Here is a 24,260-nt window from a genome sequence, read left to right as displayed (position 1 = left end):
CGGTGACCGCCGCCGCTCAGAAGGACCAGATGGGCCACGCCGACGACACGGCCCCCGCCGACGACGAGCCGCACGCGCGCGTGGAGGGCGATCAGCGCCCCGATGACGAGGTCTCCTGGGACGACGGCCTCATCGCCCGCCGCGTCACCGAGGGCAACGCCCCCCAGGAGGCCCCCGCGCGCGGGACGACGGGCGGCCCCCCGGCCCCGCTGGCCTACGACGGACCCCTGCGCTCCCGCCTCGACGCGCTGCGCGAACTCGTGGGCCTGTCCCGCGCCCGCCTCGACAACCAGACGCTCGCCGAGGCCGCGCGCGTCCTGGACGAGGCCGGCGCGCGGCGCAAACTGTCCGGGCAGCACACCGTCGTCGCCATCGCGGGCGCGACCGGCAGCGGCAAGTCGCAGTTGTTCAACACGCTCGCCGGGGTGCCCATCTCCGAGACCGGCGTACGCCGTCCGACGACCGCCGCGCCCATCGCGTGCAGTTGGAGCGACGGCGCCGCGACCCTGATCGACCGCCTCGGCATCCCCGGCCGGCTGCGCCGCCGCCCCCTGCAGAGCGCCGAGGCCGAGGCGCAGTTGCGCGGTCTGGTCCTGATCGACCTGCCCGACCACGACTCCGCCGCCGTACAGCACCGCGAGCACGTCGACCGGGTCCTCAAGCTGGTCGACGCCGTCATCTGGGTGGTCGACCCGGAGAAGTACGCCGACGCGGCGCTGCACGAGCGCTATCTGCGGCCGATGGCGGGCCACGCCGAGGTGATGATCGTCGTCCTCAACCAGACCGACCGGCTGCCCGCCGAGGCCACCGAGCAGATCCTCGACGACCTGCGCCGCCTGCTGGACGAGGACGGCATCGCGCTCGGCGAGTACGACGAACCCGGTGCCACTGTCCTCGCCCTCTCCGCGCTCACCGGGGACGGCGTCGGCGACCTGCGCGAGGTGCTCGGCAAGATCGTGGCCGAGCGGGGCGCGGCTGCCCGCCGGGTCTCGGCCGACGTGGACGCCGCCGCCGCCGGCCTGCGGCCGGTGTACGCCGCCGGGCAGGGCGTCGGGCTCAGCGAGGAGGCGCGGGAGGAGTTCTCCGCGCGGCTCGCGGACGCGGTCGGCGCCACCGCGGCCGGGGAGGCCGCCGAACGCGCCTGGCTGCGCAGCGCCAACCGGGCGTGCGGCACGCCGTGGCTGCGGCTGTGGCGCTGGTACCAGGACCGCGGCGGCCCGCAGACCGGCAGCCTGCCGGTACGCCGGCAGCCGGACGCGGAGGCGACCGCGCGCCAGTGGGTGGAGCAGGCGGTCCGTACGGTGTCCGACCGGGCCGCCGCCGAGCTGCCCACACCCTGGGCGCAGGCGGTGCGCGAGGCGGCCGTACGCGGGTCGCAGGGGCTGTCGGAGTCGTTGGACGAGCTGGCGGAGCAGGCCGGGCTGCCGCCGGGACGTCCGCCCCGGCCGGGGTGGTGGCCGGTGGCGGTGCTGGTGCAGGCGGCGATGACGCTGCTGCAGATCGTGGGCGGGGGGTGGCTGGTCGGGCAGATCGCGGGCGTGCTCTCGCCGAACCTGGGCGTACCGGTGCTGCTGATGCTGTGCGGGATCGTCGGGGGGCCGCTGGTGGAGTGGGGGTGCCGGCTGGCGGCGCGGGGGCCCGCTCGGCGGTACGGGCAGGAGGCGGAGCGGCGGCTGCGGGAGGCGGCGGCGGGCTGTGGACGGGCTCGGGTGCTGGACCCGGTGGCGGCGGAGTTGCTGCGGTACCGGGAGGTGCGGGAGCAGTACGGGCGGATCGCGGGGGTGGGGGTCGGGCGGTAGGGGGGTCTCGGGGGCGGGGGAGGTGGGGCCGGGGCGTGCCGGGGGGACTGAGGTGGGCCGGAGTGGGATGTGGCGGCCTGTGGAGGGTGTGACCACCTGATCGGGTGACGGAGTTGTCCACAAGCGGGGGGGCTGTCCACAGCGCCCGGCGGGGTGGGACCGGGTGGGCGCAGTCTGGTGCCACGGCGATCGCACCGCCTGCCCGACCCGGAGCGCCGGGTTGGGGGGAAGGGCGGGCTTCGCGATCGGCGGTCGTGCGGCGCGCTGCGAGTGAGACCGGTGCGCGCCGCACGGCATCAGGAAGCCGTGCGGGACAGGCCCGTCGCGGCACCGGCGGCCCGGCGGCGAGCGCCGGGCGAGGGAGGGGATCACGATGAACGAGACCGTGCTGTGCGTGGTGGGCAATGTGGCGACGCGGCCGGTGTACCGGGAGCTGCCGAACGGCCCGTCGGCCCGGTTCCGGCTGGCGGTGACCGCGCGGTACTGGGACCGGGAGAAGAATCTCTGGACCGACGGGCACACCAACTTCTTCACGGTGTGGGCCAACCGCCAGCTCGCGGTCAACGTGGCCGCGTCGGTGGAGGTGGGGCAGCCGCTCGTGGTGCAGGGCCGGCTGAAGGTGCGGACCGAGATGCGCGAGGGACAGCAGCAGGCGTGGGCGTCGGCCGACATCGACGCGGTGACGATCGGCCACGATCTGACACGGGGGACGGCCGCGTTCCGGCGCTCGGCGAAACCGGAGACACCAGCGCGGGTGGAGACGCGTCCGGAGCCGCAGTGGGAGACACCGCCGCCATCGGAACCGGAGGCTCAACAGGAAGCGGAGACAGTGTTGGTGACATGACGTCATCCACCGTCTGACCGAGACGTGGCTTATCGGTGAATGCGCCGCGAACACCCCGTCCAAAACGGTGGATTTGTCGATAAGCCCAGCTCAGGACGCGCCCCGGCGATAACGATTACAGCTCGGATCAGTCGTACGACCATCCGACCGCCGGGTATGGCCTTCGTTGATCCATAGGATGCCGAGGCGAACACCCCCCAGGGGTGGGTGATTTCTGCTGGTGGGACCGCCCCCCAAGTCCAACGGGTCCTGCTCGAAGGGGAATTCTGTGCTCTCTGCGTTCTCTGGGTTCACCCGGTCCACCGCGCCCGTGAAGGCCGGTGCCCTGACCCTGGCCTGCGGGCTGGCGGCGGCGGGTGTGCTGTCCGGCGCCGGTACGGCCCTGGCCGACGACAGACCGCAGACGCAGAACGGCGCGACGGCCACGATCAACGGCCTCAAGACGTACGGCGAGGCCGTGATCCACGAGGACGGCGGCACCGACCTGCGGGTACCGGCCGGGCTGTTCGACATGTCGGTGGACGGCGGCGGCACCCTCCAGACGTACTGCGTCGACCTGCACAACCCCACCCAGCGTGACGCCAAGTACCAGGAGACCCCCTGGAGCGGCACCTCGCTGGCCGCCAACGCGAACGCCGGGCGCATCCGCTGGATACTCCAGAACTCGTACCCGCAGGTGAACGACCTGGACGCGCTCGCCCGCAAGGCCGGCGCGACCGGGCTGACCGAGCAGGACGCGGCGGCCGGGACCCAGGTGGCCATCTGGCGCTACTCGGACGCGGCGAAGGTCGACGCGGTGGACCCGCAGGCGGAGAAGCTCGCGGACTACCTGGAGAAGAGCGCGCGTCCGGCGGCCGAGCCCCGTGCCTCGCTCACGCTCGACCCGCCCGTGGTCTCCGGCCGTCCCGGTGACCTGCTGGGACCGGTGACCGTGCACACCGACGCCGCCGGCGTGATCGTCTCGCCTCCGGCCGACGCGGCGGCCGAGGGGATGCGGATCATCGACCGCACCGGCAAGGTGATCACCTCGGCGCACGACGGCACCCAGCTCTACTTCGACATACCCGAGGACGCGCCGGACGCCGCGGTGCAGGTGGCCGTGCAGGCGTCCACCACCGTCCCGGTGGGCCGCGCCTTCGCCTCCGAGTCGCGCAGCCAGACCCAGATCCTCGCCGGCTCCAGCGAGTCCACGGTCTCCGCGACGGTCGACGCGTCCTGGGCCGCCGAGGGTGCCGTACCGGCGGTCTCGGCCCGCAAGAACTGCGCCAGGGGCGGGGTGGACGTCACGGTCGCCGACAAGGGCGACGAGCCGTTCACCTTCGACCTCATGGGCACGTCCCACACGGTCGCCCCCGGCAAGGTCGAGACGATCACGGTCCCCCTGAAGGAGGACCAGTCCTACGACTTCACCGTCACCGGCCCGGGCGGCTTCACCCAGCGCTTCACCGGCATCCTCGACTGCGCCACCCAGGGCCCGGCCACGGCCGCCTCCGCCCAGACCCTGAGCGAACCCACCCCGGTCACCCTCCCGGGCGAGGCCCCCGGCGGCACGGACCTGGCGGCCACGGGCGGCTCCGCCCTGACCCCGGTCATCACGGGCGCGGCCATCGGCCTGGTCGTCATCGGCGGGGCTGTGCTGGTGATTCTGCGGGGGCGGGAGAACAAGGCGGGGGAGTAACCGGCTGCGCCTAGCGTCAGTCGTCCTCCGGTAGGTGCAAGGAGACGGGTCCGCTCGGCATGGGCTTGATCGCAGAACTGCGCCCGTCGCCCGAACCCCCAGCTCACAGCCCCCCGCCGGAACGCGTTTCCTCACAGGGGTGGCCGTACGGCAAGATGGGGTGTATCTGCCCACTGCCAGATTTCAAGTTGCCGGACGGTTTCTCTTGGCTGAGTTCATTTACACCATGCGCAAGGCGCGCAAAGCGCACGGCGACAAGGTGATCCTCGACGACGTCACCCTGAACTTCCTGCCGGGGGCGAAGATCGGCGTCGTCGGTCCGAACGGTGCCGGTAAGTCGACCGTGCTGCAGATCATGGCGGGACTGCAGCAGCCCTCCAACGGTGACGCCTTCATCTCCCCCGGCTACAGCGTCGGCATCCTGCTCCAGGAGCCCCCGCTGAACGAGGAGAAGACGGTCCTGGAGAACGTCCAGGAGGGCGTCGCCGAGATCAAGGGCAAGCTCGACCGGTTCAACGAGATCGCCGAGCTGATGGCGACCGACTACTCCGACGCGCTGCTCGACGAGATGGGCAAGCTCCAGGAGGAGCTGGACCACGCCAACGCCTGGGACCTCGACGCCCAGCTCGAGCAGGCCATGGACGCGCTCGGCTGCCCGCCCGGCGACTGGCCCGTCACCAACCTCTCCGGTGGCGAGAAGCGCCGCGTCGCGCTCTGCAAGCTCCTCCTGGAGCAGCCCGACCTGCTGCTCCTCGACGAGCCCACCAACCACCTCGACGCCGAGTCGGTGAACTGGCTGGAGCAGCACCTCGCCAAGTACCCGGGCACCGTCGTGGCCATCACCCACGACCGGTACTTCCTGGACAACGTCGCCGAGTGGATTCTCGAGCTCGACCGCGGCCGCGCGTACCCCTACGAGGGCAACTACTCCACCTACCTGGAGACCAAGCAGACGCGTCTGAAGGTCGAGGGCCAGAAGGACGCCAAGCGCGCCAAGCGGCTCAAGGAAGAGCTGGAGTGGGTGCGGTCCAACGCCAAGGGCCGCCAGGCCAAGTCCAAGGCCCGCCTCGCCCGTTACGAGGAGATGGCGGCCGAGGCCGACAAGATGCGGAAGCTGGACTTCGAGGAGATCCAGATCCCGCCGGGCCCGCGTCTGGGCAACATCGTGGTCGAGGTCAACGACCTCAACAAGGCGTTCGGCGAGAAGATCCTCGTCGACGACCTCAGCTTCACCCTGCCGCGCAACGGCATCGTGGGCGTCATCGGCCCGAACGGCGCCGGCAAGACCACGCTGTTCAAGATGATCCAGGGCCTGGAGACCCCCGACTCCGGCGCGATCAAGGTCGGCGACACGGTCAAGATCTCCTACGTCGACCAGAGCCGCGAGAACATCGACCCCAAGAAGACGCTGTGGGAGGTCGTGTCCGACGGCCTCGACTACATCAACGTCGGCCAGGTCGAGATGCCGAGCCGCGCGTACGTGTCGGCCTTCGGCTTCAAGGGCCCGGACCAGCAGAAGCCCGCGGGCGTGCTGTCCGGCGGTGAGCGCAACCGCCTCAACCTGGCGCTCACCCTCAAGCAGGGCGGCAACCTGCTGCTCCTCGACGAGCCCACCAACGACCTCGACGTCGAGACCCTCTCCAGCCTGGAGAACGCGCTGCTGGACTTCCCCGGCTGCGCCGTGGTCGTCTCCCACGACCGCTGGTTCCTGGACCGGGTCGCCACGCACATCCTCGCCTACGAGGGTGACTCCAAGTGGTTCTGGTTCGAGGGCAACTTCGAGTCCTACGAGAAGAACAAGATCGAGCGGCTCGGCGCCGACGCCGCGCGTCCGCACCGTGCCACCTACAAGAAGCTGACCCGGGGCTGATCGCACCTTGCGCCACATCTACCGCTGCCCCCTGCGCTGGGCGGACATGGACGCGTACGGCCACGTCAACAACGTGGTGTTCCTCCGCTACCTGGAGGAAGCCCGTATCGACTTCCTGTTCCGTCCGGACAAGGACTTCCAGCAGGGGTCGGTCGTGGCGCGCCACGAGATCGACTACAAGCGGCAGCTCGTCCACCGGCACCACCCGGTGGACGTCGAGCTGTGGATCACCGAGATCCGGGCCGCGTCCTTCACCATCACCTACGAGGTGAAGGACGCGGACACCGTGTACGTACGGGCCTCCACCGTCGTCGTGCCCTTCGACTTCGAGGCGCAGCGGCCGCGCCGGATCACCGCGGAGGAGCGTGAGTTCCTCCAGGAGTACCGGGACGAGTCCGCCGAGGAGAAGGCCGTCGCCGCATGACGGTGCTCCACCTCGCCGACGAGACGGAGGCGGCCGACCTCGCCGCCTTCCTCACCCGGCTGCTCCGCTACGACCGCGCGGCCGCGGTACGCCTCCAGGCGGCCGGGACCGCGCTCGCCGTGTTCGGACGCCCGCCCTCCTTCGAGGTGCTGGCCGTCCGCGCGGTACGCCTCGCCAAGCCGTACGAGGACGGGCTGGACACCGGCCTCGACATGACCGTCTCGGCGGGTGAGCTGCTGGAGTCGGTGGACGAACGCGCGGCCACCGCCCTCGTGTCCGCCGCCGTCACCGGGCCCCCGTGGGCCGGGGTGCTGCCGCCGCGCGGTGGCTGGCGGGCCGAGCCGGGGCTGCCCGGACCGGCCGTGCTGCATCGGACGGTTGCCCGGTCGGTGGCCGAATTCCGGTCCCGTACCGAGGAGTTGGCGCCAGAGGCGCGTACCCGTGCCGAGCTGGACCGGATCGGGCGGGAGATCTGGTCCCGCGAGGTCGGCCCCACCCGGCTGCCGGTGCGGGCCGTGCACGCCGCGCACTCGCTGGGCTTCCTGCGGCCCCCCGCGCCGGACAGTGCCGAGGAGACGGGCCTGTTCTCCTCCGGGGCGTGGCTCCGGCTGCGCACCCCCTACGGGTCGATCGCCGTACGCCGAGCCGGGCTTGGCGCGCTCGGCGTCACCGTGCGCTGAAAACCCCGTTCACAGAGCTTGGCTCACTCCGCCGTGTTCACCATCGACGCAGCCGCGTACGTGAGGTAGTTCCACAGCGTCCGCTCGTGCTCCTCGGACAGCTCCAGCTCGTCCACCGCGTCCCGCATGTGCTTCAGCCAGGCGTCGTGCGCGGCCCGGTCCACGGTGAAGGGGGCGTGCCGCATCCGCAGGCGGGGGTGGCCGCGCTCCTGGCTGTAGGTGGTGGGTCCGCCCCAGTACTGGATCAGGAACAGGGTGAGCCGCTCCTCGGCCGGGCCGAGGTCCTCCTCCGGGTACATGGGCTTCAGCAGCGGGTCCCCGGCGACGCCCTGGTAGAAACGGTGGACCAGCCGGCGGAAGGTCTCCTCCCCGCCGACCTGCTCGTAGAAGGTCTGCTCCTGAAGCGTGCCGCGTCGGATCTCGTTCACCCGTCCATGGTCTCAGACCGGGAGGCCCAGGACTCAAGCCCTAGGACCGGCCACCGTCCGCCGCTCCGAGTCCCGGCGACGCGCCCCCGATCGTGCCTACTGTGGACGTATGGGCGCCTACGATGCCGAGCTGACCCGGGTGGCCGCCGAGGCGCGCGCCGCGCTGATCCGGCAGATCGACCGCGACGGCGCCTGGCGCGCGGACCCGGTGTGGCGGGAGACGTTCGCCGAGGTGCCCCGGCACCTGTTCGTGCCGTACTACTACGTCGGCGTCCTCGGCGGTTACGAGCGGCTCTCGGCCGACGACCCCGATCCTGCCGGGCGGCAGCGCTGGGCGCGCGGCGCCTACGCGGACGCCCCGCTGGCCACCCGGCTGCACGACGGTGAGCTGGTCTCCTCCAGCAGCCAGCCCTCGCTGATGGCCCGGATGCTGGTCGCGCTGGGGGTCCGGGACGGCGACCGGGTGCTGGAGATCGGCACCGGCACCGGTTACAACGCGGCCCTGCTCGCCCACCGCCTCGGCGACGACTCCCTGGTCACCACGGTCGACATGGAACCGGAGATCACCGAGCCCGCCCGGCGGAACCTGGCCGGGGCCGGGTACCACCCGGTGGTGGTCACCGGCGACGGGGCGCACGGGGTGCCCGCGCACGCCCCCTACGACCGGATCATGGCCACCTGCATGCTGCCCACGGTGCCGCGCCCCTGGATCGCCCAGTGCGCGCCCGGCGCCCGGATCATCGCCCCGCTGAACAACGGGCTGCTCGCGCTGGACGTCGACGGCTCCGGCCGCGCCGAGGGCCGCTTCCTGCCCACCGGCGCCTACTTCGTCCCGCTGCGCGGGGAGAGCCGGGCGCCCGCCGAGCCGGTGTCCACACGGGGACTGCCGGGGCGGGCGCGGGACACGGAGTCGTTCCGCTTCCTGCTGGGCCTGGTCCGGGGCGCGCTGGAGCCCACACGGGCGTACGCGCTGTGGGAGGACGCGGGTATGCCGGACCGCGAACGGTACGGCGTCACGGTCAGCGGCCCGCGCGCCTGGGCCTGGCTGGACGACCCGGAGGGCCGCCACGCGTGGCCGCTGCCGTGAACGCCCGATTCGGCAGCGGTCAGCCGCGGTGGACGGTGATCGTCGTCCAGGCGCCCACATGCACCCGGTCGCCGTCCTGGAGCGGTACCGGCACGAACGGCTGGATCGGCTCGTCGGAGCCGTTGACCGTGGTGCCGTTCGTCGAGTTCTGGTCGACGACCGCCCAGTTGCCGTCCGGCTGCTGCACCAGCACCGCGTGCTGATGCGAGACACCGGGGTCCTCCGGCGGCACCGACAGGTCGATGTCCGGGGTGTCGCCGGTGGAGTGCCGGCGGCGGCCGATGGTCACCTGGTTGCCGGTGAGCGTGCGCTGCTGCTCGGGGGAGTACGCGGGCAGGTTGAGCCCCGCGGCCTCCGGGCCGGAGCGCTGCATCATCGCCATGAAGTAGTCGCGGTCCGGGCCGATGGTCGCGGTCCAGGTCGCGGGGCCCTGCGGGGCCTGGGGAGCCTGGGAGTAGCCCTGGTTCTGGCCGGCGCCGGGCTGCGGGAAGCCGTAGCCGCCCTGGCCGCCTGCGGGGCCGTTGTTCGACGGCGGCGGGGGGATCACCCAGTCGTCGTCGGCGAAGGACGGGCCGCCGGCGGGGGTACGGCCGGTCTCCTGCGGGAAGCCGGACGGCGCGGACGGCGGGGGAGCCTGCCGGGAGGGTGCGGTGCCGAAGGCGGACGGCTCACGCCCGAAGGGCGGGGGACCGGAGGGGCCACCCTGACCGGAAGGGCCACCGGGGCCGCCGGGGCCGCCCTGCGTACCGGGGCCACCGGGACGGCCGGGACCACCCTGACCGACGTAGCCCCCAGGCCCACCCGGACCCTGCTGACCAGGACGCCCCTGCGGACCGGGACCCTGCGGACCAGGACCGCCCTGCTGGCCGGACCCACCCTGCGGACCAGGACCCTGCGGACCAGGCCCACCCGGCCCCTGCCCAGGCCCCCCGCCGAACCCCGGCGGAGGCCCCTGGCGCCGCTCGCCGAACGGAGACGCCCCGCCCGAAGTGGGCGGCGGCGACGCCGGACGCCGCTCGTTGCCGAACGGTGTCGGCCCCGAGGGCTCGCTGTCGAACGAAGGTATCGGCTCGGCCGGCCGGTTCACCTGCGAGGGCCGCGAGCCTTGGTACTCGTACCCCTCACCGCCGCCGCCGAAGGGCCGGCTCGGCGACTGGTAGCGGGGCTGCTGCTGCCGGGGCGGGGCCGCCGGGGTGTACGAGGTGGCGGTGTTGGTCAGGAAGTTCCACCGGCACTCCTCGCAGAAGGGCGCGCCGCCCTCGCGGGGCGTACGGCACTGCGGGCACAGCTCGCCCTGCGCGCCGGGGGAGGGGCGTCCCTCGTTGCGGGGCGGCGGGAACCCGTAGCCGCCGCCGGACGGGGGCGGAGGCGGAGGCACGGCACCGGCCATGCGGTGACCGCAGACCTCGCACCAGTCGTCGGAACCCGACTGGTGTCCGTTCGGGCAGGTCGGCATGTCGGTGGTACCCCTTCTGCTGAGGTATCGGTGTCTACAGGGTCCCTGTCGCCAGGGTCACTTCTTGACGCGAACAGTCTTCGTGGAGCGGGTCTCGAGGGTCATCTCGTCGGCCTCCGCGACCTTCGCCTTCAACCGCACAGTACCGGTCGGGGCGTCGACCACGTCCACCACCTTCGCAAGCAGTTTCGCAGTATCCGCGTTCCCGGACACCCCCGCCAACTGAACGGCACGTCCCAGTTTGGCCGTTGCTCCATCCATATCTCCCGCTTTGCGGAGATCGAGCCCTTCCCTGATGGCCTGCGCCAGTTCGGCCTGGCCGGTGTAGTGGGCGACTTGGGAATTGAGCGAGGTGGAGGCCGCCATGTCGTCGGTCCACACGGCCCGTACGAGTCCCTGGGCGCCTAGGTTCTGTACCTCTTTGTCCGGTCGGGCCGCCACCAGGGAGACCCGCGCGGCGAGCATCTCCTGGCCCAGTCCGGCCGCCGGGACCTCCACGCAGAGGTGGTAGTCGCGGGACTCCTCGCCCCAGGAGCCGGTGGGGTAGTCCCCGGCGCGCGGACCCGCCTCGGTGCGCCGGTCGGTCAACTCCTCGACCGAGGGCGCCACTTGCTTGACAAACTTGATGCGCGCGCCGACCGGCGTCCACACCCGCAGGGCGACGTCGGCGACCTCCTTGCCCATCGTCGACGCCATGATCCGGGTGAAGTCCTCGGTGAGCCGGGCCGGGTCGGCGACGATGTCGGCGGTGCCGAGCAACGCCGAGGCGATGCCTGTGACTTCTTTCACTTCCCAGTCGGTGCCCACGCCCCGCGCGTCACAGGTGAACCGCCCGGCGCACGCGTCCAGGGTGTCCCTCAGCTCCGCCGCCGACTCGTGCTCGTTGCGTCCGTCGGTCAGCAGGATGCCGTGCCGGATCGCCACGTCCGCCCCGGCCAGCAGCCGGTCCGCCAGCCGCAGCCAGGTGCCGATCGCGGTGCCGCCGCCCGCTCTCAGCCGGCGCAGCGCCTGCTTGGCCTGGGCGCGGGTCGTCGGGTCGGCCACCGCGAGCCGCCCGCCGCCCGGATAGACCTCGCGCGCGACATGCGTACCGTCGACGATCCCGAAGTGCGTCCCGTCGCGCAGGGTGTCGATCGCGGCGGCGGTGGCGTCGCGGGCGTTGCGCATCTTGGCGGGCGGGTGGTCCATCGAGCCCGAGCAGTCCACCATCAGCACCACGGCGGCCGACGTGCCCGGCCCGGCGGGTCTACCGCCGCCCCTGGCCGTCACGGTCACGATGGCGTTGACCTCGCGGCCGCCCTCCGGCAGGTACTCGTTCTGGTAGACGTCCACCGAGAACCGCGGTCCGCCCGGCTTGGCGAAATTGGCCATGCTGGTTCACATCCCCCTCGGACACGCCCCGCTCCCCGCGAGGCGGTGCGTTCGGGCGGACCGGTCCCCTCCGGCTCCGCCCGTCGTCCCTCAGGCCGATCCTGCCCCCTGCGGCGGCGTGGGGAACGGCACGACGGCCACTGTTACGTTGTCGTGGCCCCCGGCGTCCAGCGCGTGCCCCACCAGCACCCGCGCGGCGTGCAGCGGGCGGGCGGCCGCGTCCGGGGGCAGCACCTCGGCCATCTCCTCGGCCCCTTCGGCGTAGTTCCACAGGCCGTCGGTGCAGACCAGCACCACGCCGGACCGGTCGGGCTTGAACGACGCGGTGTGCGGCTCCAGTTCGTAGGCGTCGGCGCCGAGCCAGCCGGTGATGGCGTGGGCCCGCTCGTCGGCGTACGCCTCCGCCTCGTTCATCAGGCCGGCCGCCACCATCTGGGCCGCCCAGGAGTCGTCCTCGGTCAGCCGGGCCGGGGGTGCGGAGCGGTCGTCCGGCACCCAGTAGGCGCGGCTGTCGCCGACCCAGCCGACCACCAGCAGGCCGGAGGCGACCACCGAGGCGACGATCGTGCAGGCCGGGGCGTTCTGGTGCGGGGCGTGCTCGCGGGCGCCGTCGGGCGCCTCGGCGAGCGCGTCGACGGCCTTGGCGGCCGCCACGATCGCCTCGTGCATCGCCGCCTGCGGATGCGTGCCACGGGGCAGGGCCGCCAGCAGCACGTCCGCGGCGGCCCGCGAGGCGGCGGTGGACGCGTCGTCGGGGCGGGTCGCGGAGGAGACGCCGTCGCAGACCACGGCGAGCACGGCGGGGGAGCCGTCGGGCAGCGCGGTGTGCGCGACGGCGAAGTCGTCCTCGTTGCGGTGGTGGCGCAGACCCCGGTCGCTGATCGCGGCCACCGGGCCCGACTCCCGCTCCATGTGGTCGCGTTCGCGGGGCTGGGCGTGCCCGCAGTTCTCGCAGTACCCGTCGCCGTCCACCCGGCCCGCACGGCAGGCCACGCACACCTGCGCGGCGGGCTCGGCACGCGGGTCGGGGGCCTGGAGGGGGTATTCCTCGGGCTCGGTCGGCTCGTCGGCTTCGGCACGCCGGTCGAAGCGCACCCCGGACGCGGCCGGCTCGGGCGCGTGCAGCGGGGTGCCGCCGGAGTCGGTGCCGGGCACGTCCGCCGCCCGGTGGGCGCGGGGCTCGGTTCCGCCGGTGGTGGCCGGCTCCGGCTCGGGCCAGTCGACGCCGCCGTCCGGCGCGCCCGTCATGGTCAGCGTCGGCTGGTCCGCGGGCGGCGCGGGCACGGCGGACAGGTCGTATCCGCACGCGCCGCAGAAGAGGTCGCCCGGTTCGAGCGGCTCCGCGCAGCTCGGGCACTTGGGCAGTGCGGCCTGCTGGGGCATCTGTGACATGACTACACCCACGTCCGGGGGCGGTAACGGTTGGCCCGTTCCACCAGGTTGATCCTCTCCTCGCCGCCGGGCGCCAGCCGGGCCAGCGTGCGGTAGGCGCGCTCCAGTCCGAAGCGGAGGCCCCGCTCGTCCAGACCGCTGCCGAGCAGCACCCGCCCGCCGGTGACCGGCCGAGCGGTGTCCTGACCCCTGGAGAGTATCCAGTCCAGGGCGCAGCCGAGGACTTCGGCCGACAACCGCTCGCGTCGCGCCGGGTCCAGCCCGTACGCGTCCAGCGCCTCGACCTGGCCCGCCGCGGCGGTCAGGTCGTCCAGGAACGGTACGTCACCCGCGGCCGCCGTGCGTTGCCGCAGCCGCGCCCGCACCGCCGCGACCCGTGCCGCCGTGTAGTGGATGGACGACTCCGGCACCGATTCCAGCGTCTGTACGGCACCCGCCCGGTCGCCGCTCGCCAGCCGCACCCGCGCCAGGCCGAACGCGGCGCTCACGAAGCTCGGGTCGGTCGCCCACACCAGCCGGTAGTACTCGGCGGCGTTGTCCAACTGGCCCAGCACCTCCGCGCACAGGCCGAGCGCCAGCTTGGGCGCGGCCTCGCCGGGAAAGGCGTCGTAGATCGCGTCGAAGGCGAGGGCGGCGCTCTCGAAGTCGCCGGTGACCAGGGCGGCCACGCCCCGGTACCAGACCACCCGCCAGTCGTCGGGCCGTTCCCCGTCCAGCCGGGCCAGCGTCGCGAGCGCGGCCTCCCGGTCGCCGTGCTCCAGCCGGGCCCGCACCCTGCGCAGACGGGTCTCCACGCCCTGGCCGGGAGCCGCCTCCAGCGCGCCGATCAGCTCGCCCGGCGCGGAAGCGGCGAGACCGGCCAGGAAACCGGCGTCCGGGTCGTTCGGGTCGACCAGCGGCACGGGCAGGGCGAGCGCGGCGGCCGGGGTGTCGACCGGCCGGACCAGCGCGGGCGGCGGAGCCGGCGGCCGGCCGGGGCCGGGCAGCGGTCGGGCGCCGAGGCGGGACACGTCGCCGTCCAGCGCCGGGAACAACTCGGTGTCGGTGACCCGGACTTCGGGCCCGAACAGGGTCGACAGCGCGGGCCGGGCCTGCCCGGTGCTCAGCGAGACGACCTCACGCAGCACACCGGTGAGCTGGTCGGCCATCTCCTGCGCGGAGGCGAACCGGCGGGCCGGATCGGGGTCGGTGGCGCGGACCAGGAAGCGGTAGAAGGACTCGTAGCGGCGGAACACCTCGATGGTGTCCGGGTCGGGCAGCGAGTCGGCGTAGACGGTGGTGTAGCCCTGGAAGTCGAAGGTGAGGACGGCCAGGGTGCGGCCCACCGTGTACAGGTCGCTGGCCGCCGAGGGGCCCACGTCGGCGACCTCGGGGGCCTGGTAGCCGACCGTGCCGTAGATCGCGGACTCCTCGTCGTCCATGCGGCGCACGGCACCCATGTCGATCAGCTTGAGCTGGTCCTCGGTCTGGATGGCGTTGTCGACCTTGAAGTCGCAGTACAGCAGGTTGCGGCTGTGCAGATGGCCGAGCGCCTCCAGCGCCTCGATGCCGTACGCGCACGCCTGCTCCACCGGCAGCGGGTCCCGCCTGCCGTCGGGGGTGCGGCGGGCGTTGGCGATCTCCTTCAGCGACTTGCCGCCGACGTACTCCATGACGATGTAGCCGTCGAGCGAGCCGGTGCGCTGGTCGAGGTGCTCGACGAAGTTGTAGATCCGGACGATGCCCGCGTGCTCGATCTCCGCCAGGAACCGGCGCTCCGAGATCGCCGCCGCCATCGCGTCCTGGTCACCGGTGTCCAGCAGGCCCTTGAGCACCACCCAGCGGTCGGACACCGCGCGGTCCACCGCGAGGTAGATCCAGCCGAGCCCGCCGTGCGCCAGGCACCCCGCCACCTCGTACTGTCCGTGCACGATGTCCCCGCCGCGCAGCTTGGGCACGAAGGAGTACGGGTGCCCGCACTTGGTGCAGAACCCCTCGGTGCGCCCCGGCCGTTCGCCGCGCGCCCGGCCCACCGGCGCCCCGCAGTCCGAGCGGGAGCAGTACCGCTTGCGCTCGGGCACCTCCGGGTTGTCCAGCACCATCGCGCGCGGGTCGGGCCTCGGTACCTGGGGAACCACGACCAGACCGGCGCCCAGCCGCCCGCGCCCCGAGGGCCCGGAGGCCGAGCCCGAGCCGCGCACCGACACCGAGCGGCCGGCCGGCTTGCCCGACAGCGAGCGGGACAGCCGGCCCGACACCGAGCGCCGGGAGCGGGCGGACTGCGAAGAGCTGCGCGTGGCACCGCCGTTGATCCCGGTCGGCGCCGAACCGACCGAACCCACCGGCTCCGGGGCCGGACCGGCCTTCGGTGCGACCACGGGGGCCAGCCCGCAGGTGTCGCAGTACAGCTCGCCCCCGCCCATGTCCTCGTACGTGCCCGCGCAGTCCGGGCGCTGGCAGGTGCGCCGTTCCTCGCTCATTCCTGGTCCCCCCTGCCGTCCTCGGGCGCCTGCTGCTCCGGGACCCTCGGCGGGGCCAGCAGTTCGGCCGCCGCCTGCTGGTAGCGCAGCACCGCCTGCTCGGCCACGCGCAGATCGCAGGGCGCGCTCCACAGCATCCGGCGGGCCGCGTCGTACCGCTCGATCAGCAGCCGGTCCTCGGCCAGGCCGTGCCGGGTGACCTTCGCCCGGTAGGCGTCGAGGCGGCCGCGCAGTTCGGCGCGGACCGCGAGCGGCGCGGTGACCGCCGTCAACGACTCGCGGGCGCGCAGCAGTTCGTCCTCCGCCCGCTGCTCGAGCGACTCCAGCAGCGGGGAGAGGCGGTGCCAGCGGGCCTGGCGGCGGTACTCGGCCGCCGCCGCCAACTGCTCCTGGAGCACGGTCGGCGGGCCGCTCACCACCGGCACCTCGGTCGCGGCGATCTTCGCCAGCACCTCACCGCGCGCGGTACGCGCCTCGGCCAGGGTGCGGTCGGCGCGGGAGAGCACGTCCCGCAGCCGGATCAGGCGCTCCTCGGCGTCCTGCCGGACGGTGAGCACCGCGTCGATCTCCCGGCGCACGTCCTCCAGCGCCCGCGCCTCCCGGTCGTACACCGTGGTGTCCGGGCGGCCCCCGCCGGGCGCGGAGCTGCCACCGGCCGGCACCCAGTGCGCCAGCGGGTCGCGGACGACCTCCTCGCGCAGCGCGGTCAGCGTCGCGGTGATGCCTTCCAGGTCGTCCCCGGAGGGGTGTTCGCCGGGGCGGACGCCGACGGAGTGGGCCAGTCTGCGGGTGCGCTGGAGTTCGGCGGCCAGTAAGTCGATGCGGGCGGGCAGCGCCGACCACACGGCGTCGGCGGCCACCACCATGTCCAGCGAGGACGCGTACAGCTCGTTCATCCGGTCCACCAGCGCGGCCAGGGTGAAGCTCTCGCTGAGCACGGCCGGGCCCGAGGCGCCGCCCGCCACCGTGACCGACTCACCGCGCAGCAGGGCGGTCAGCTCCACCAGGTCCTCCCGGCTGGACCAGCGGCGCCGGGAGCGGATCTCGCGGGCCTGGCGCAGCGCGTCGGTGTACGCGTCGAAACAGGTCCACAGCAGGGTGATCGACGCCTCCGTGGCGGCCCACCGCTCCTTGGTCACCCCGGTCAGCTCGGCGCCCTCGAGGAGGCGGCGGCCGGCATGGTCCTGGAGCGCGAACAGCGAGGTCTCGATGGCCTCGTGCTCCTGGCCGAGCCGCGCCAGCGCACGGTCCACCTCGTCCCGGTCCATCACCGGCCCGGCGGGGTCCGTGACGCCCATCGATCACCTCTCGCTGTGTGGTCCATCCGGCCCGTGCGTGCTTGCTTCAGCTCTCGCGCAGGTATTTCGGGGCGGGCGGTCTGGAGGACCGCGCGTCCCCGCCCAGTGTGGCCGACAGCCACTTGTCGTACGACGCCTGCCAGCCGTCGGCCCGGTAGTCCACCAGCACGCGGTTGACGCGGCGTACGAGGTCGGTGGCGTCCTTCTTCATCGCCACGCCGTAGTACTCGGTGGTGAACGGCTTGCCCAGCACCTTCACCGTGGGGTCCTGCGCGGCCTGGCTGGCGGCCAGCGCGCCGTCGGTGACCACCGCGTCCGCCTCACCGAGCTGGAGCCTGACCAGGCAGTCCAACTGGTTGGGGACGGTCGCGGAGAAGTCCGTGGTGGCGGGCAGCGCCTTGCGCTCCCGGTCCGCCTTCAGCCTGCCGTACGCGGTCGAACCGGCCGCCGTGCAGACCCGCTTGCCGGCCAGCGTGCCGTCGTAGCCCTTGACGGGGGAGACGTCGGGGACCAGGAGCTGCTGCCCGGTCTTGAAGTAGGGCGCGGAGAACGCCACGTCACGCAGCCGGTCGCAGGTGATGGTCATCGTGCGGACCACCATGTCGACCGTGCCGTCCTGGATCGCGGGGATGCGCTGGCTGGTCGGGATCGCCTTGAACTGGACGTCGTCCGGGCTGCCGAGGATGTCCTTCGCTATGCGGCGCACCAGGTCGATGTCGAAGCCCTCCAGCTCCGCGCCCTCGGTGCCCGGGTTGCGGTAGCCCCAGCGGTAGCTGTTCTGGTCGATGCCGACGATCAGCTTGCGCTTGTCGCCCTTGCGGGCCTTGATGGCGTCGATGGTCGGGCCGTCCGCGCCGGAGGGGGGAGGGGTGCGGTTCTGCGCGTCGGACTCCACGCAGTCGTCCGCGCGGGCGGGGCTGCCGGTGACCAGGCTCCGGCCCGCCGGTGCCGCGCCGCTCGCCGGGTGCGCCTGGGTGCGGGGCAGCAGCGTCACGAACGCCAGTGCCAGCGCGCACAGCACCGCCATCGCGCCGACCCCGCCCCAGCCGCGCAGCCGCGCCGCGTCCATCGCCTGGCCCCCTGTCACCGGTACTCCGAAAGCCTGCGCCCGATGCCGAACACCGCGCCCGCCGCGCCCAGTACGCCGAGCACGGCCGCGCCCTCGGGCAGCCCGGTCATGGCGTCCCGGCCGTCGGTGGCGGCCCGGTCGAACTCCGTCTGCTCATGGCCCAGCGCGCGGGTCAGGCTCCGGTCCACGCCGTCGAAGGCGGCACCGGTGGTGTCGTCGGCGCCGATCACCAGGTCCAGCGCGTGCTGGTAGTTGCCCCGCTCGTCCTCGGTACGGGCCGCGCCGTGCCGCTTCTTCCACTCGGCCGTGTCCCCCAGGGCCGAGCCGACCGGCTCGCCGCCCTTGGCGTCGTCCGCGAGCCGCCGGGCCTCGGTGAGCCGGGTGTCCAGCGTGGCGAGGTCCCGGTCGAAGGCGTAGTAGTACGCGTCCTGCTTGGCGCCGTTCACCTCGACGGTCTCCGCTCCGCGCGCCACCAGGCTCAGGTTCTCGTTGCCGCGCGCCTTGAGGGCGGCGATCTGGGCGTTGTGCAGCACGTTCAGCGAGCGGATGCCGTGGTCGTAGGAGCCGAACAGCCCGGAGCGGGCGAAGGTGTGGCCGACGACCAGCCACAGCAGCACCACGACGGTCGCGGCCGAGGCCGCGACCAGGCCGTGGTTCAGGACGCGGTTGGTGCGGCGGAAGTCCCGGTACTGGGCGAGCCCCAGCGCGGCCAGCGCGAGCAGACCCAGCGCGATCGCCGCCCAGGGGTAGGGGGTGGCGTCCGCGTAGTCGGCGTCCAGCCGCTGGTTCTCCTTGGTGTACAGGTCCTGAGCGGCCGGGAGCATCTCCGTCTGCATCTTCTCGTTGGCGTACCGCAGATAGGCGCCGCCCACCGGGTAGCCCTGGCGGTTGTAGACGCGGGCCCGCTCGATGAGGCCCTTGTACTCGGGCAGCAGCCGGTTCAGCTTGCGGACGGTGGCCTCGGAGGGCGAGCCCGGCTCGGTGTCGGCGGCGGCGCGGACCAGTCCGGAGGCGGCGGTACGGATGTCGTCCTCGTACCGCTCCCGGTTCGCGGCGCTCTCCCTCGGGCCGGCCAGAAAGCCGGTGGATGCGGCGGTGTTGGCGTCGGCCAGCGAACGGTAGATCGCGGCCGCGCCGGAACTGAGCGGCTGGCTGCGGGTCAGCACGTCGTCGGCGGCGGTCGCCCGCTCCCCGCTCTGCCAGGCGGTGACCGTCCCGAACGCGACGACCAGCAGGGCGAGTACGGCCCCGATGACCCGCAGCCGCCCCGGCTCGGTGGTCGCGGCGTCCCGCAGCCGCTCGGCCCCCTCGGCGAACGCGGTGCGCCGCACGGGCGGCAGGCCGGACGGGCCGCGCTGGGCGGGGATGGCCGCGGTGGCCGGTGGTGCGAACACGGCACTGCTCTGCGGCGGTTGTGTCACCTGACCTCCCCCATGGTCATCCGTTGGCCGCCAGTATCGCCGCCTACGCCCCCCTCCGCACCAGCCTTCACCGCATCTTGATCGGATCGGGGCGCGGAGCGGGCCCTACCCCCTCTGTCCAGAAACACGCGGAGTCAATCACGTTGGTTCCCCCGGCCGTTGCGGCGGCGCCGGTTCAGGCGCGGGCCGGTTCCCAGGTCAGGCGGGCCCGCTCCAGTGCCCCGGGGGTCGCGGCCAGGTGGTCGAGGCCGAGGAGGGCGGCGCCGAGGACCGGAGGAGCGGTCACCGACCGGGGCTCCGCGAGCGGGGCCCGGGCGGTGAGGCGGGTGCGGATGCCCTGGTCGAGTTGGGGGTGGGCCGCCGTGAGGACGCTGCCGCCCAGCAGGACCGGGGTGGGCTCGGTGAGGAGGTCCAGGCGGGTCAGGGCGATCCCTGCCATCCGGGTCACCTCCTCCGCCAGGCGGTCGACCAGGGAGCGGGCCACCGGGTCGCCGTCGGCCGCCGTGGCGAAGAGGACCGGGGTCAGCTCGTGGCGGCGGGCCGGGGCGACATGGCCCAGGTGCAGGGACTCGATCAGGGCCGCCATCGTGGGCAGGCCGAAGTGCGCCGGGAGGGTGCGGGCCAGCTCGGTCGGACCGCCCCGGCCGTCCGCCGCGCGGGCCGCGTGCCAGAGGGCCTCCTCGGCCAGGCCCCAGCCGCCGCCCCAGTCCCCGGAGATCCGGCCGAGCGCCGGGAAGCGTGCCGTACGGCCGTCGGGGCGCATGCCGACGCAGTTGATGCCGGCGCCGCACACCACGGCCACGCCCCGCGGCTCGGCAACCCCGGCGCGCAGGACGGCGAAGGTGTCGTTGCGCACCGCCACCGACGCGCCCCACGCCCGCGCGGTCACCGCCGCCGCCAACTCCTCCTCCTCCACCGGGAGATCGGCGTTGGCCAGACAGGCCGAGACGTGCGAGACGGACGAGATCCCCGCCCCGGCCAGCGCCCGTTCCACCGGCTCGGCCAGCGCCTCCATCGCCCGGTCCACGCCCACCGTCGGGGGCCGGAAGCCGCCGCCGCGTGCCGTGGCCAGCACTTCACCGGCCGCGTCGACCACGGCCACGTCGGTCTTGCTGTTGCCCGCGTCGACGGCGAGGACGGTCCCGGTCAGGCCCACGCCAGGTGCTCCCGGTTGTGCGCGAGCAGGAGGTCGGTGAGCGTCTCGGCGTACGCGTACTGGCCCACCAGCGGATGCGCCAGCAGCGCCCGGAACACCCGGTCCCGGCCGCCGCGCAGGGCCGCGTCCAGCGCGAGTTCCTCGTACGCCGTCACGTTCGCCATCAGCCCCGCGAACAGCGGGTCGACGCCCGGCACCGGGAGCGGCTTCGCCCCGGCCGGGCCCACCGCGGCGGGCACCTCGATCACCGCGTCGTCGGGGAGGAACGGCAGCGTGCCGCTGTTGACCGTGTTCACCACCTGGTACGGGCTGCCCCCGCCGCCCAGCAGGGCCGCCGCCACGTCCACGGCCGCCTCCGAGTAGAAGGCCCCGCCGCGCCGGGCCAGCAGCGCGGGCTTCTCGTCCAGCGCCGGGTCGGCGTACATCGCCAGCAGCTCCCGCTCCAGCGCCGCGACCTCGGCCGCCCGCGAGGGCTTCACCCGCTGCTCGCCCACCACCTCGTCGTGCAGGTAGTAGTAGCGCAGGTAGTACGACGGGATCGCGCCCAGCCGCTCCAGCAGCGGGCGCGGCAGCCGCAGGTCGGCGGCGACGGCGTCGCCGTGCTCGGCCAGCAGGCGGGGGAGCACGTCCTCGCCGCCGGGGCCGCCGAGGCGTACGGCGGTCTCCCAGGTGAGGTGGTTGAGGCCGACGTGGTCGAGGTGGACCTCGCCCGGCTCGGTGCCGAGCAGCGCGGCGAACTTCCGCTGGAGGCCGATCGCCACGTTGCACAGGCCGACCGCGCGGTGGCCCTCCTTCAGGAGGGCGCGGGTGACGATGCCGACCGGGTTGGTGAAGTCGATGATCCACGCGTCCGGGCTGGCCCGCCGGACCCGCTCCGCGATGTCCAGCACCACCGGCACCGTGCGCAGCGCCTTGGCGAGGCCGCCCGCGCCGGTCGTCTCCTGGCCCAGGCATCCGCACTCCAGCGGCCAGGTCTCGTCCCGCTCGCGCGCCGCCTGCCCGCCCACCCGGAGCTGGAGCAGCACGGCGTCCGCGTCCGCCACCCCGGCGTCCAGGTCGGAGGTGGTGACCACCCGGCCGGGATGCCCCTGCCGGGCGAAGATGCGGCGGGCCAGTGCGCCCACCAGCTCCAGCCGGTCCGCCGCCGGGTCCACCAGCACCAGCTCGGTCACCGGCAGTGTGTCCCGCAGCCGGGCGAAGCCATCGACGAGTTCCGGGGTGTAGGTCGAACCTCCGCCGACCACGGTCAGTCTCACGGGCGACTCTCCCTCGCGTACGACGGGCTCCTCGGCCAGCAGGAACCTAGGGCCTGTCTTCCGGATCCTGCCGGGGTCGCGGGGTCTGGCACGCACATCTGCGGCGTTGTCGTCACTCGCCGACGCTCCGCGTCGACTCCCTCCTCCGCCTTGCATCTGCACGCACCAGACCCCGCTCGGGTCAGCCTAGACGGCGCCGTCTCCCCGATCCGGCCTGATCCGGAAGACAGGCCCAGGCGCAGGCGGGAGAGTCCGTCAACGAAGCGAGCCCCCGCGGTTCGTACCGCGGGGGCTCGCTCGGGGGGTCGCTACTTCACCGGGGGCTTCGGCGTGGTGAGCGGGTTGGTGGCCAGCGACTGCGGGGAGGTGGCGTTGTTGAACGCCGAGGGCGCCGCCACGCTCGCCGAGGGGTCGGGGGTCTCGTCCTCCAGGGGAGCGGCCGTGGCACCGCCGACGATCGGGATGCTCGCCCGGTCGAAGGCTCGCTTGATCCGCCAGCGCAGCTCGCGCTCGACCGACACCGACTTGCCCGGCATGGTCTTGGCGGAGACCCGGATGACCATGGAGTCGATCAGCACGCTGTCCAGGCCCAGCACCTCGATCGGGCTCCAGAGCAGCTCGTTCCACGGCTCCTCCTTGCCCATCTTCTCGGCGACCTCGTCCAGCACCGACTTGACCTTGTCCAGGTCCTCGTCGGCGCGGACGGTGACGTCCACGCCCGCCGTGGCCCAGCCCTGGGAGAGGTTGCCGATGCGCTTGACCTCGCCGTTGCGGACGTACCAGATCTCGCCGTTGTCGCCGCGCAGCTTGGTCACGCGGAGGCCGACCTCGACCACCTCGCCGGTCGCGACCCCGGCGTCGACGGTGTCGCCGACGCCGTACTGGTCCTCGATGATCATGAAGACGCCGGACAGGAAGTCGGTGACCAGGTTCCGGGCGCCGAAACCGATCGCCACACCGGCGACACCGGCCGAGGCGAGCAGCGGGGCCAGGTTGATCTTGAAGGTGGAGAGCACCATCAGGGCGGCCGTGCCGAGGATGACGAAGGAGGCCACCGAGCGCAGGACCGAGCCGATGGCCGCCGAGCGCTGACGGCGCCGCTCGTTGTTGACCAGCAGGCCGCCCAGCGCGGTGTGGTCCACCGCCTGCACGGTGCGGTTCATCCGCTCGATCAGCTTGGTGATGGCCCGGCGCACCACGGCGCGCAGCGCGACGGCGATGACCACGATCAGCAGGATCTGCAGGCCCATCGCCAGCCAGGTCGACCAGTTCTGCTCGACCCAGCTCGCCGCGTTCGCCGCGTTCTCCTGGGCGTCCTGGAGCGAGGGCACGGCCGGGTCCGAGCCCGATGGCGAGGGAGACGGCGAGACTCCGGCGGCCAGCAGGGCGACGGGCAGGGACACGGCGGGTACCTCCATGGTGCTGCGATCCGCGCCGGCGGGGGCGGCCAAGGTCACGGAAAGGTCACCGGGCGGACGGAACCACCACACTAACGGGGCATCGCGCACCCATTCGCCGCTTCTCCGGAGGCTCCCTGCCCCGCCCGCGCCTGAACAGGCCCTGCGGACCGGACGGTGCCGCTCATGTGGTCGAAAACACTTCGAGCCCGTTACCGGCACATGGTGGCGCTCGGAGCAGGCATGAGGGGAGACTGAACCAGATCGTCCCGGCGCGAGCCACGCGCCGCCGACGCCCAAGGAGGCCCCTGTGCCGCATGTCCTGGTCCTCAACGCGTCGTACGAGCCCCTCGGCGTCGTACCGCTCCGCCGCGCGCTCGTCCTCGTCCTGGAGAACAAGGCCGTCTCCCTCGAGGAATCGGGCGCCTTTCTGCACAGCGCGTCCGTCACAGTCCCCGCACCCAGCGTGGTCCGGCTCAAGCGTTTCGTGCGGGTTCCCTACCGGGGGCCCGTTCCACTGACCCGGCGCGCGCTGTTCGCGCGGGACGGGGGCCGGTGCGCGTACTGCGGTGGCGTCGCAACCAGCGTCGACCACGTCATCCCGCGCTCACGCGGGGGCAAGCACGTCTGGGACAACGTGGTGGCCTCCTGCCGCCGCTGCAACCACGTCAAGGCCGACCGCCACCTGGTCGAACTCGGCTGGCGCCTGCGCCATCAGCCCGCCCCGCCCACGGGCCTCGCCTGGCGCATCATCGGCACCGGCCACCGCGACCCCCGCTGGCTCCCGTACCTCCAGCCGTACGGCGCGGAGGCCGCCCTGGCCCGGATCGACGGGATCTCGGCGTGACGGCCCGGGTGACGCGATGAGCGGGACGCAGAGCGCGGGGGCCCTTCCGGCGGGCTGGCCGGAAGGCGCCTGGCCGCCCGGCACCCGGGTGCGGGTGATCAAGGACCCCGACTGGGACGGCCCGTACCCGGTGGAGTTCTCCGGCACGATCACCGCGACGCGGCTCCCCTTCCCGGTGCGCGGCGGCCGAGGCCGCGACGGTGAGCTGGTCTACATGGTGCGTTTCGACGAGCCACAGCCCGACAGCCACGGTCTCGGCCCCTACCGGGGCGGCGAGGTCTGGAGCCGTCACCTGGTCACGGAGAACCCCGCCTGACCCGCACGAGGC

General features: G+C 73.4%; 20 protein-coding genes. 9 read left to right on the top strand and 11 right to left on the bottom strand.

What is annotated here, in order from left to right; translation table 11 throughout:
- Nucleotides 1-2 precede the first annotated feature (2 nt).
- The 6 genes from ACZ3HQ_RS19190 to ACZ3HQ_RS19165 all read left to right on the top strand — a co-directional run bounded on the left by ACZ3HQ_RS19190 (nucleotide 3) and on the right by ACZ3HQ_RS19165 (nucleotide 7,295).
- The gene (locus tag ACZ3HQ_RS19190) at nucleotides 3-1,799 is read left to right on the top strand and encodes a YfjP family GTPase (protein ID WP_467512384.1); all 1,797 of its coding nucleotides are present in this window, start codon (nucleotides 3-5) and stop codon (nucleotides 1,797-1,799) included.
- A 373-nt stretch (nucleotides 1,800-2,172) separates the two neighbouring features.
- Entirely contained in the window at nucleotides 2,173-2,643 is a 471-nt protein-coding gene (locus tag ACZ3HQ_RS19185) for a single-stranded DNA-binding protein (RefSeq protein WP_467512382.1), read from the top strand.
- Nucleotides 2,644-2,911: 268 nt separating this feature from the next.
- Nucleotides 2,912-4,321, top strand: a complete 1,410-nt coding sequence (locus tag ACZ3HQ_RS19180) for a Cys-Gln thioester bond-forming surface protein (protein WP_467512380.1) — start codon at nucleotides 2,912-2,914, stop codon at nucleotides 4,319-4,321.
- 205 nt (nucleotides 4,322-4,526) lie between these two features.
- The gene (gene ettA, locus ACZ3HQ_RS19175; protein ID WP_364815513.1) at nucleotides 4,527-6,191 is read left to right on the top strand and encodes an energy-dependent translational throttle protein EttA; all 1,665 of its coding nucleotides are present in this window, start codon (nucleotides 4,527-4,529) and stop codon (nucleotides 6,189-6,191) included.
- A gap of 7 nt (nucleotides 6,192-6,198) precedes the next feature.
- Entirely contained in the window at nucleotides 6,199-6,615 is a 417-nt protein-coding gene (locus ACZ3HQ_RS19170) for an acyl-CoA thioesterase (RefSeq protein ID WP_030813986.1), read from the top strand.
- Nucleotides 6,612-7,295, top strand: a complete 684-nt coding sequence (locus ACZ3HQ_RS19165) for a DUF8185 domain-containing protein (RefSeq protein WP_467512378.1) — start codon at nucleotides 6,612-6,614, stop codon at nucleotides 7,293-7,295. The genes ACZ3HQ_RS19170 and ACZ3HQ_RS19165 overlap by 4 nt, the downstream gene beginning before the upstream one ends.
- Before the next feature lie 23 nt (nucleotides 7,296-7,318).
- Here ACZ3HQ_RS19165 and ACZ3HQ_RS19160 read toward each other — a convergent pair whose 3' ends face one another.
- Entirely contained in the window at nucleotides 7,319-7,723 is a 405-nt protein-coding gene (locus ACZ3HQ_RS19160; protein WP_467512376.1) for a globin, read from the bottom strand.
- Between the two features lie 109 nt (nucleotides 7,724-7,832).
- Here ACZ3HQ_RS19160 and ACZ3HQ_RS19155 point away from each other — a divergent pair, with 109 nt between their 5' ends.
- Nucleotides 7,833-8,810, top strand: coding sequence for a methyltransferase domain-containing protein (locus tag ACZ3HQ_RS19155; protein WP_467512374.1), 978 nt, complete (start codon nucleotides 7,833-7,835; stop codon nucleotides 8,808-8,810).
- Between the two features lie 19 nt (nucleotides 8,811-8,829).
- Here the strand turns inward: ACZ3HQ_RS19155 and ACZ3HQ_RS19150 are convergent, their stop codons facing one another.
- The 10 genes from ACZ3HQ_RS19150 to ACZ3HQ_RS19105 all read right to left on the bottom strand — a co-directional run bounded on the left by ACZ3HQ_RS19150 (nucleotide 8,830) and on the right by ACZ3HQ_RS19105 (nucleotide 23,106).
- A complete protein-coding gene (locus tag ACZ3HQ_RS19150) occupies nucleotides 8,830-10,266 on the bottom strand; it encodes an FHA domain-containing protein (protein WP_467512372.1) in 1,437 nt (478 codons plus the stop codon).
- A 57-nt stretch (nucleotides 10,267-10,323) separates the two neighbouring features.
- Complete coding sequence (locus ACZ3HQ_RS19145; protein WP_467512370.1) at nucleotides 10,324-11,637, bottom strand: vWA domain-containing protein; 1,314 nt, start codon at nucleotides 11,635-11,637, stop codon at nucleotides 10,324-10,326.
- 90 nt (nucleotides 11,638-11,727) lie between these two features.
- The gene (locus ACZ3HQ_RS19140; RefSeq protein ID WP_467512368.1) at nucleotides 11,728-13,029 is read right to left on the bottom strand and encodes a PP2C family serine/threonine-protein phosphatase; all 1,302 of its coding nucleotides are present in this window, start codon (nucleotides 13,027-13,029) and stop codon (nucleotides 11,728-11,730) included.
- 2 nt (nucleotides 13,030-13,031) lie between these two features.
- Nucleotides 13,032-15,488 (bottom strand): serine/threonine-protein kinase, encoded by a 2,457-nt coding sequence (locus tag ACZ3HQ_RS19135; protein ID WP_467512366.1) that lies wholly within the window; start codon nucleotides 15,486-15,488, stop codon nucleotides 13,032-13,034.
- On the bottom strand, nucleotides 15,485-16,786 hold the full coding sequence (locus ACZ3HQ_RS19130) for a coiled-coil domain-containing protein (RefSeq protein WP_467512364.1): 1,302 nt from the start codon (nucleotides 16,784-16,786) through the stop codon (nucleotides 15,485-15,487). The genes ACZ3HQ_RS19135 and ACZ3HQ_RS19130 overlap by 4 nt, the downstream gene beginning before the upstream one ends.
- Before the next feature lie 46 nt (nucleotides 16,787-16,832).
- The gene (locus tag ACZ3HQ_RS19125; RefSeq protein ID WP_467512818.1) at nucleotides 16,833-17,855 is read right to left on the bottom strand and encodes a glutamate ABC transporter substrate-binding protein; all 1,023 of its coding nucleotides are present in this window, start codon (nucleotides 17,853-17,855) and stop codon (nucleotides 16,833-16,835) included.
- A 14-nt stretch (nucleotides 17,856-17,869) separates the two neighbouring features.
- Nucleotides 17,870-19,276: a hypothetical protein gene (locus ACZ3HQ_RS19120; RefSeq protein WP_467512362.1), complete on the bottom strand. Its 1,407-nt coding sequence runs from the start codon at nucleotides 19,274-19,276 to the stop codon at nucleotides 17,870-17,872.
- Nucleotides 19,277-19,451: 175 nt separating this feature from the next.
- Nucleotides 19,452-20,432, bottom strand: a complete 981-nt coding sequence (locus ACZ3HQ_RS19115) for an N-acetylglucosamine kinase (protein ID WP_467512360.1) — start codon at nucleotides 20,430-20,432, stop codon at nucleotides 19,452-19,454.
- Nucleotides 20,423-21,688 carry a 6-phospho-beta-glucosidase gene (locus ACZ3HQ_RS19110; RefSeq protein WP_467512358.1) on the bottom strand — a complete coding sequence of 422 codons (1,266 nt, stop codon included), beginning with the start codon at nucleotides 21,686-21,688 and terminating at the stop codon, nucleotides 20,423-20,425. The genes ACZ3HQ_RS19115 and ACZ3HQ_RS19110 overlap by 10 nt, the downstream gene beginning before the upstream one ends.
- Before the next feature lie 308 nt (nucleotides 21,689-21,996).
- On the bottom strand, nucleotides 21,997-23,106 hold the full coding sequence (locus tag ACZ3HQ_RS19105; protein WP_467512356.1) for a mechanosensitive ion channel family protein: 1,110 nt from the start codon (nucleotides 23,104-23,106) through the stop codon (nucleotides 21,997-21,999).
- A gap of 289 nt (nucleotides 23,107-23,395) precedes the next feature.
- Between ACZ3HQ_RS19105 and ACZ3HQ_RS19100 the strand changes: the two genes are divergently transcribed.
- A complete protein-coding gene (locus tag ACZ3HQ_RS19100; protein ID WP_467512354.1) occupies nucleotides 23,396-23,932 on the top strand; it encodes an HNH endonuclease in 537 nt (178 codons plus the stop codon).
- Between the two features lie 16 nt (nucleotides 23,933-23,948).
- Entirely contained in the window at nucleotides 23,949-24,248 is a 300-nt protein-coding gene (locus ACZ3HQ_RS19095) for a ferrous iron transport protein A (RefSeq protein ID WP_467512352.1), read from the top strand.
- The last annotated feature ends 12 nt before the right edge of the window (nucleotides 24,249-24,260 follow it).

This window comes from Streptomyces sp. NPDC018263 (assembly GCF_055562575.1).
Note: the sequence above shows the minus strand (reverse complement) of the source record. Positions and strands in the feature narration are given on the sequence as shown.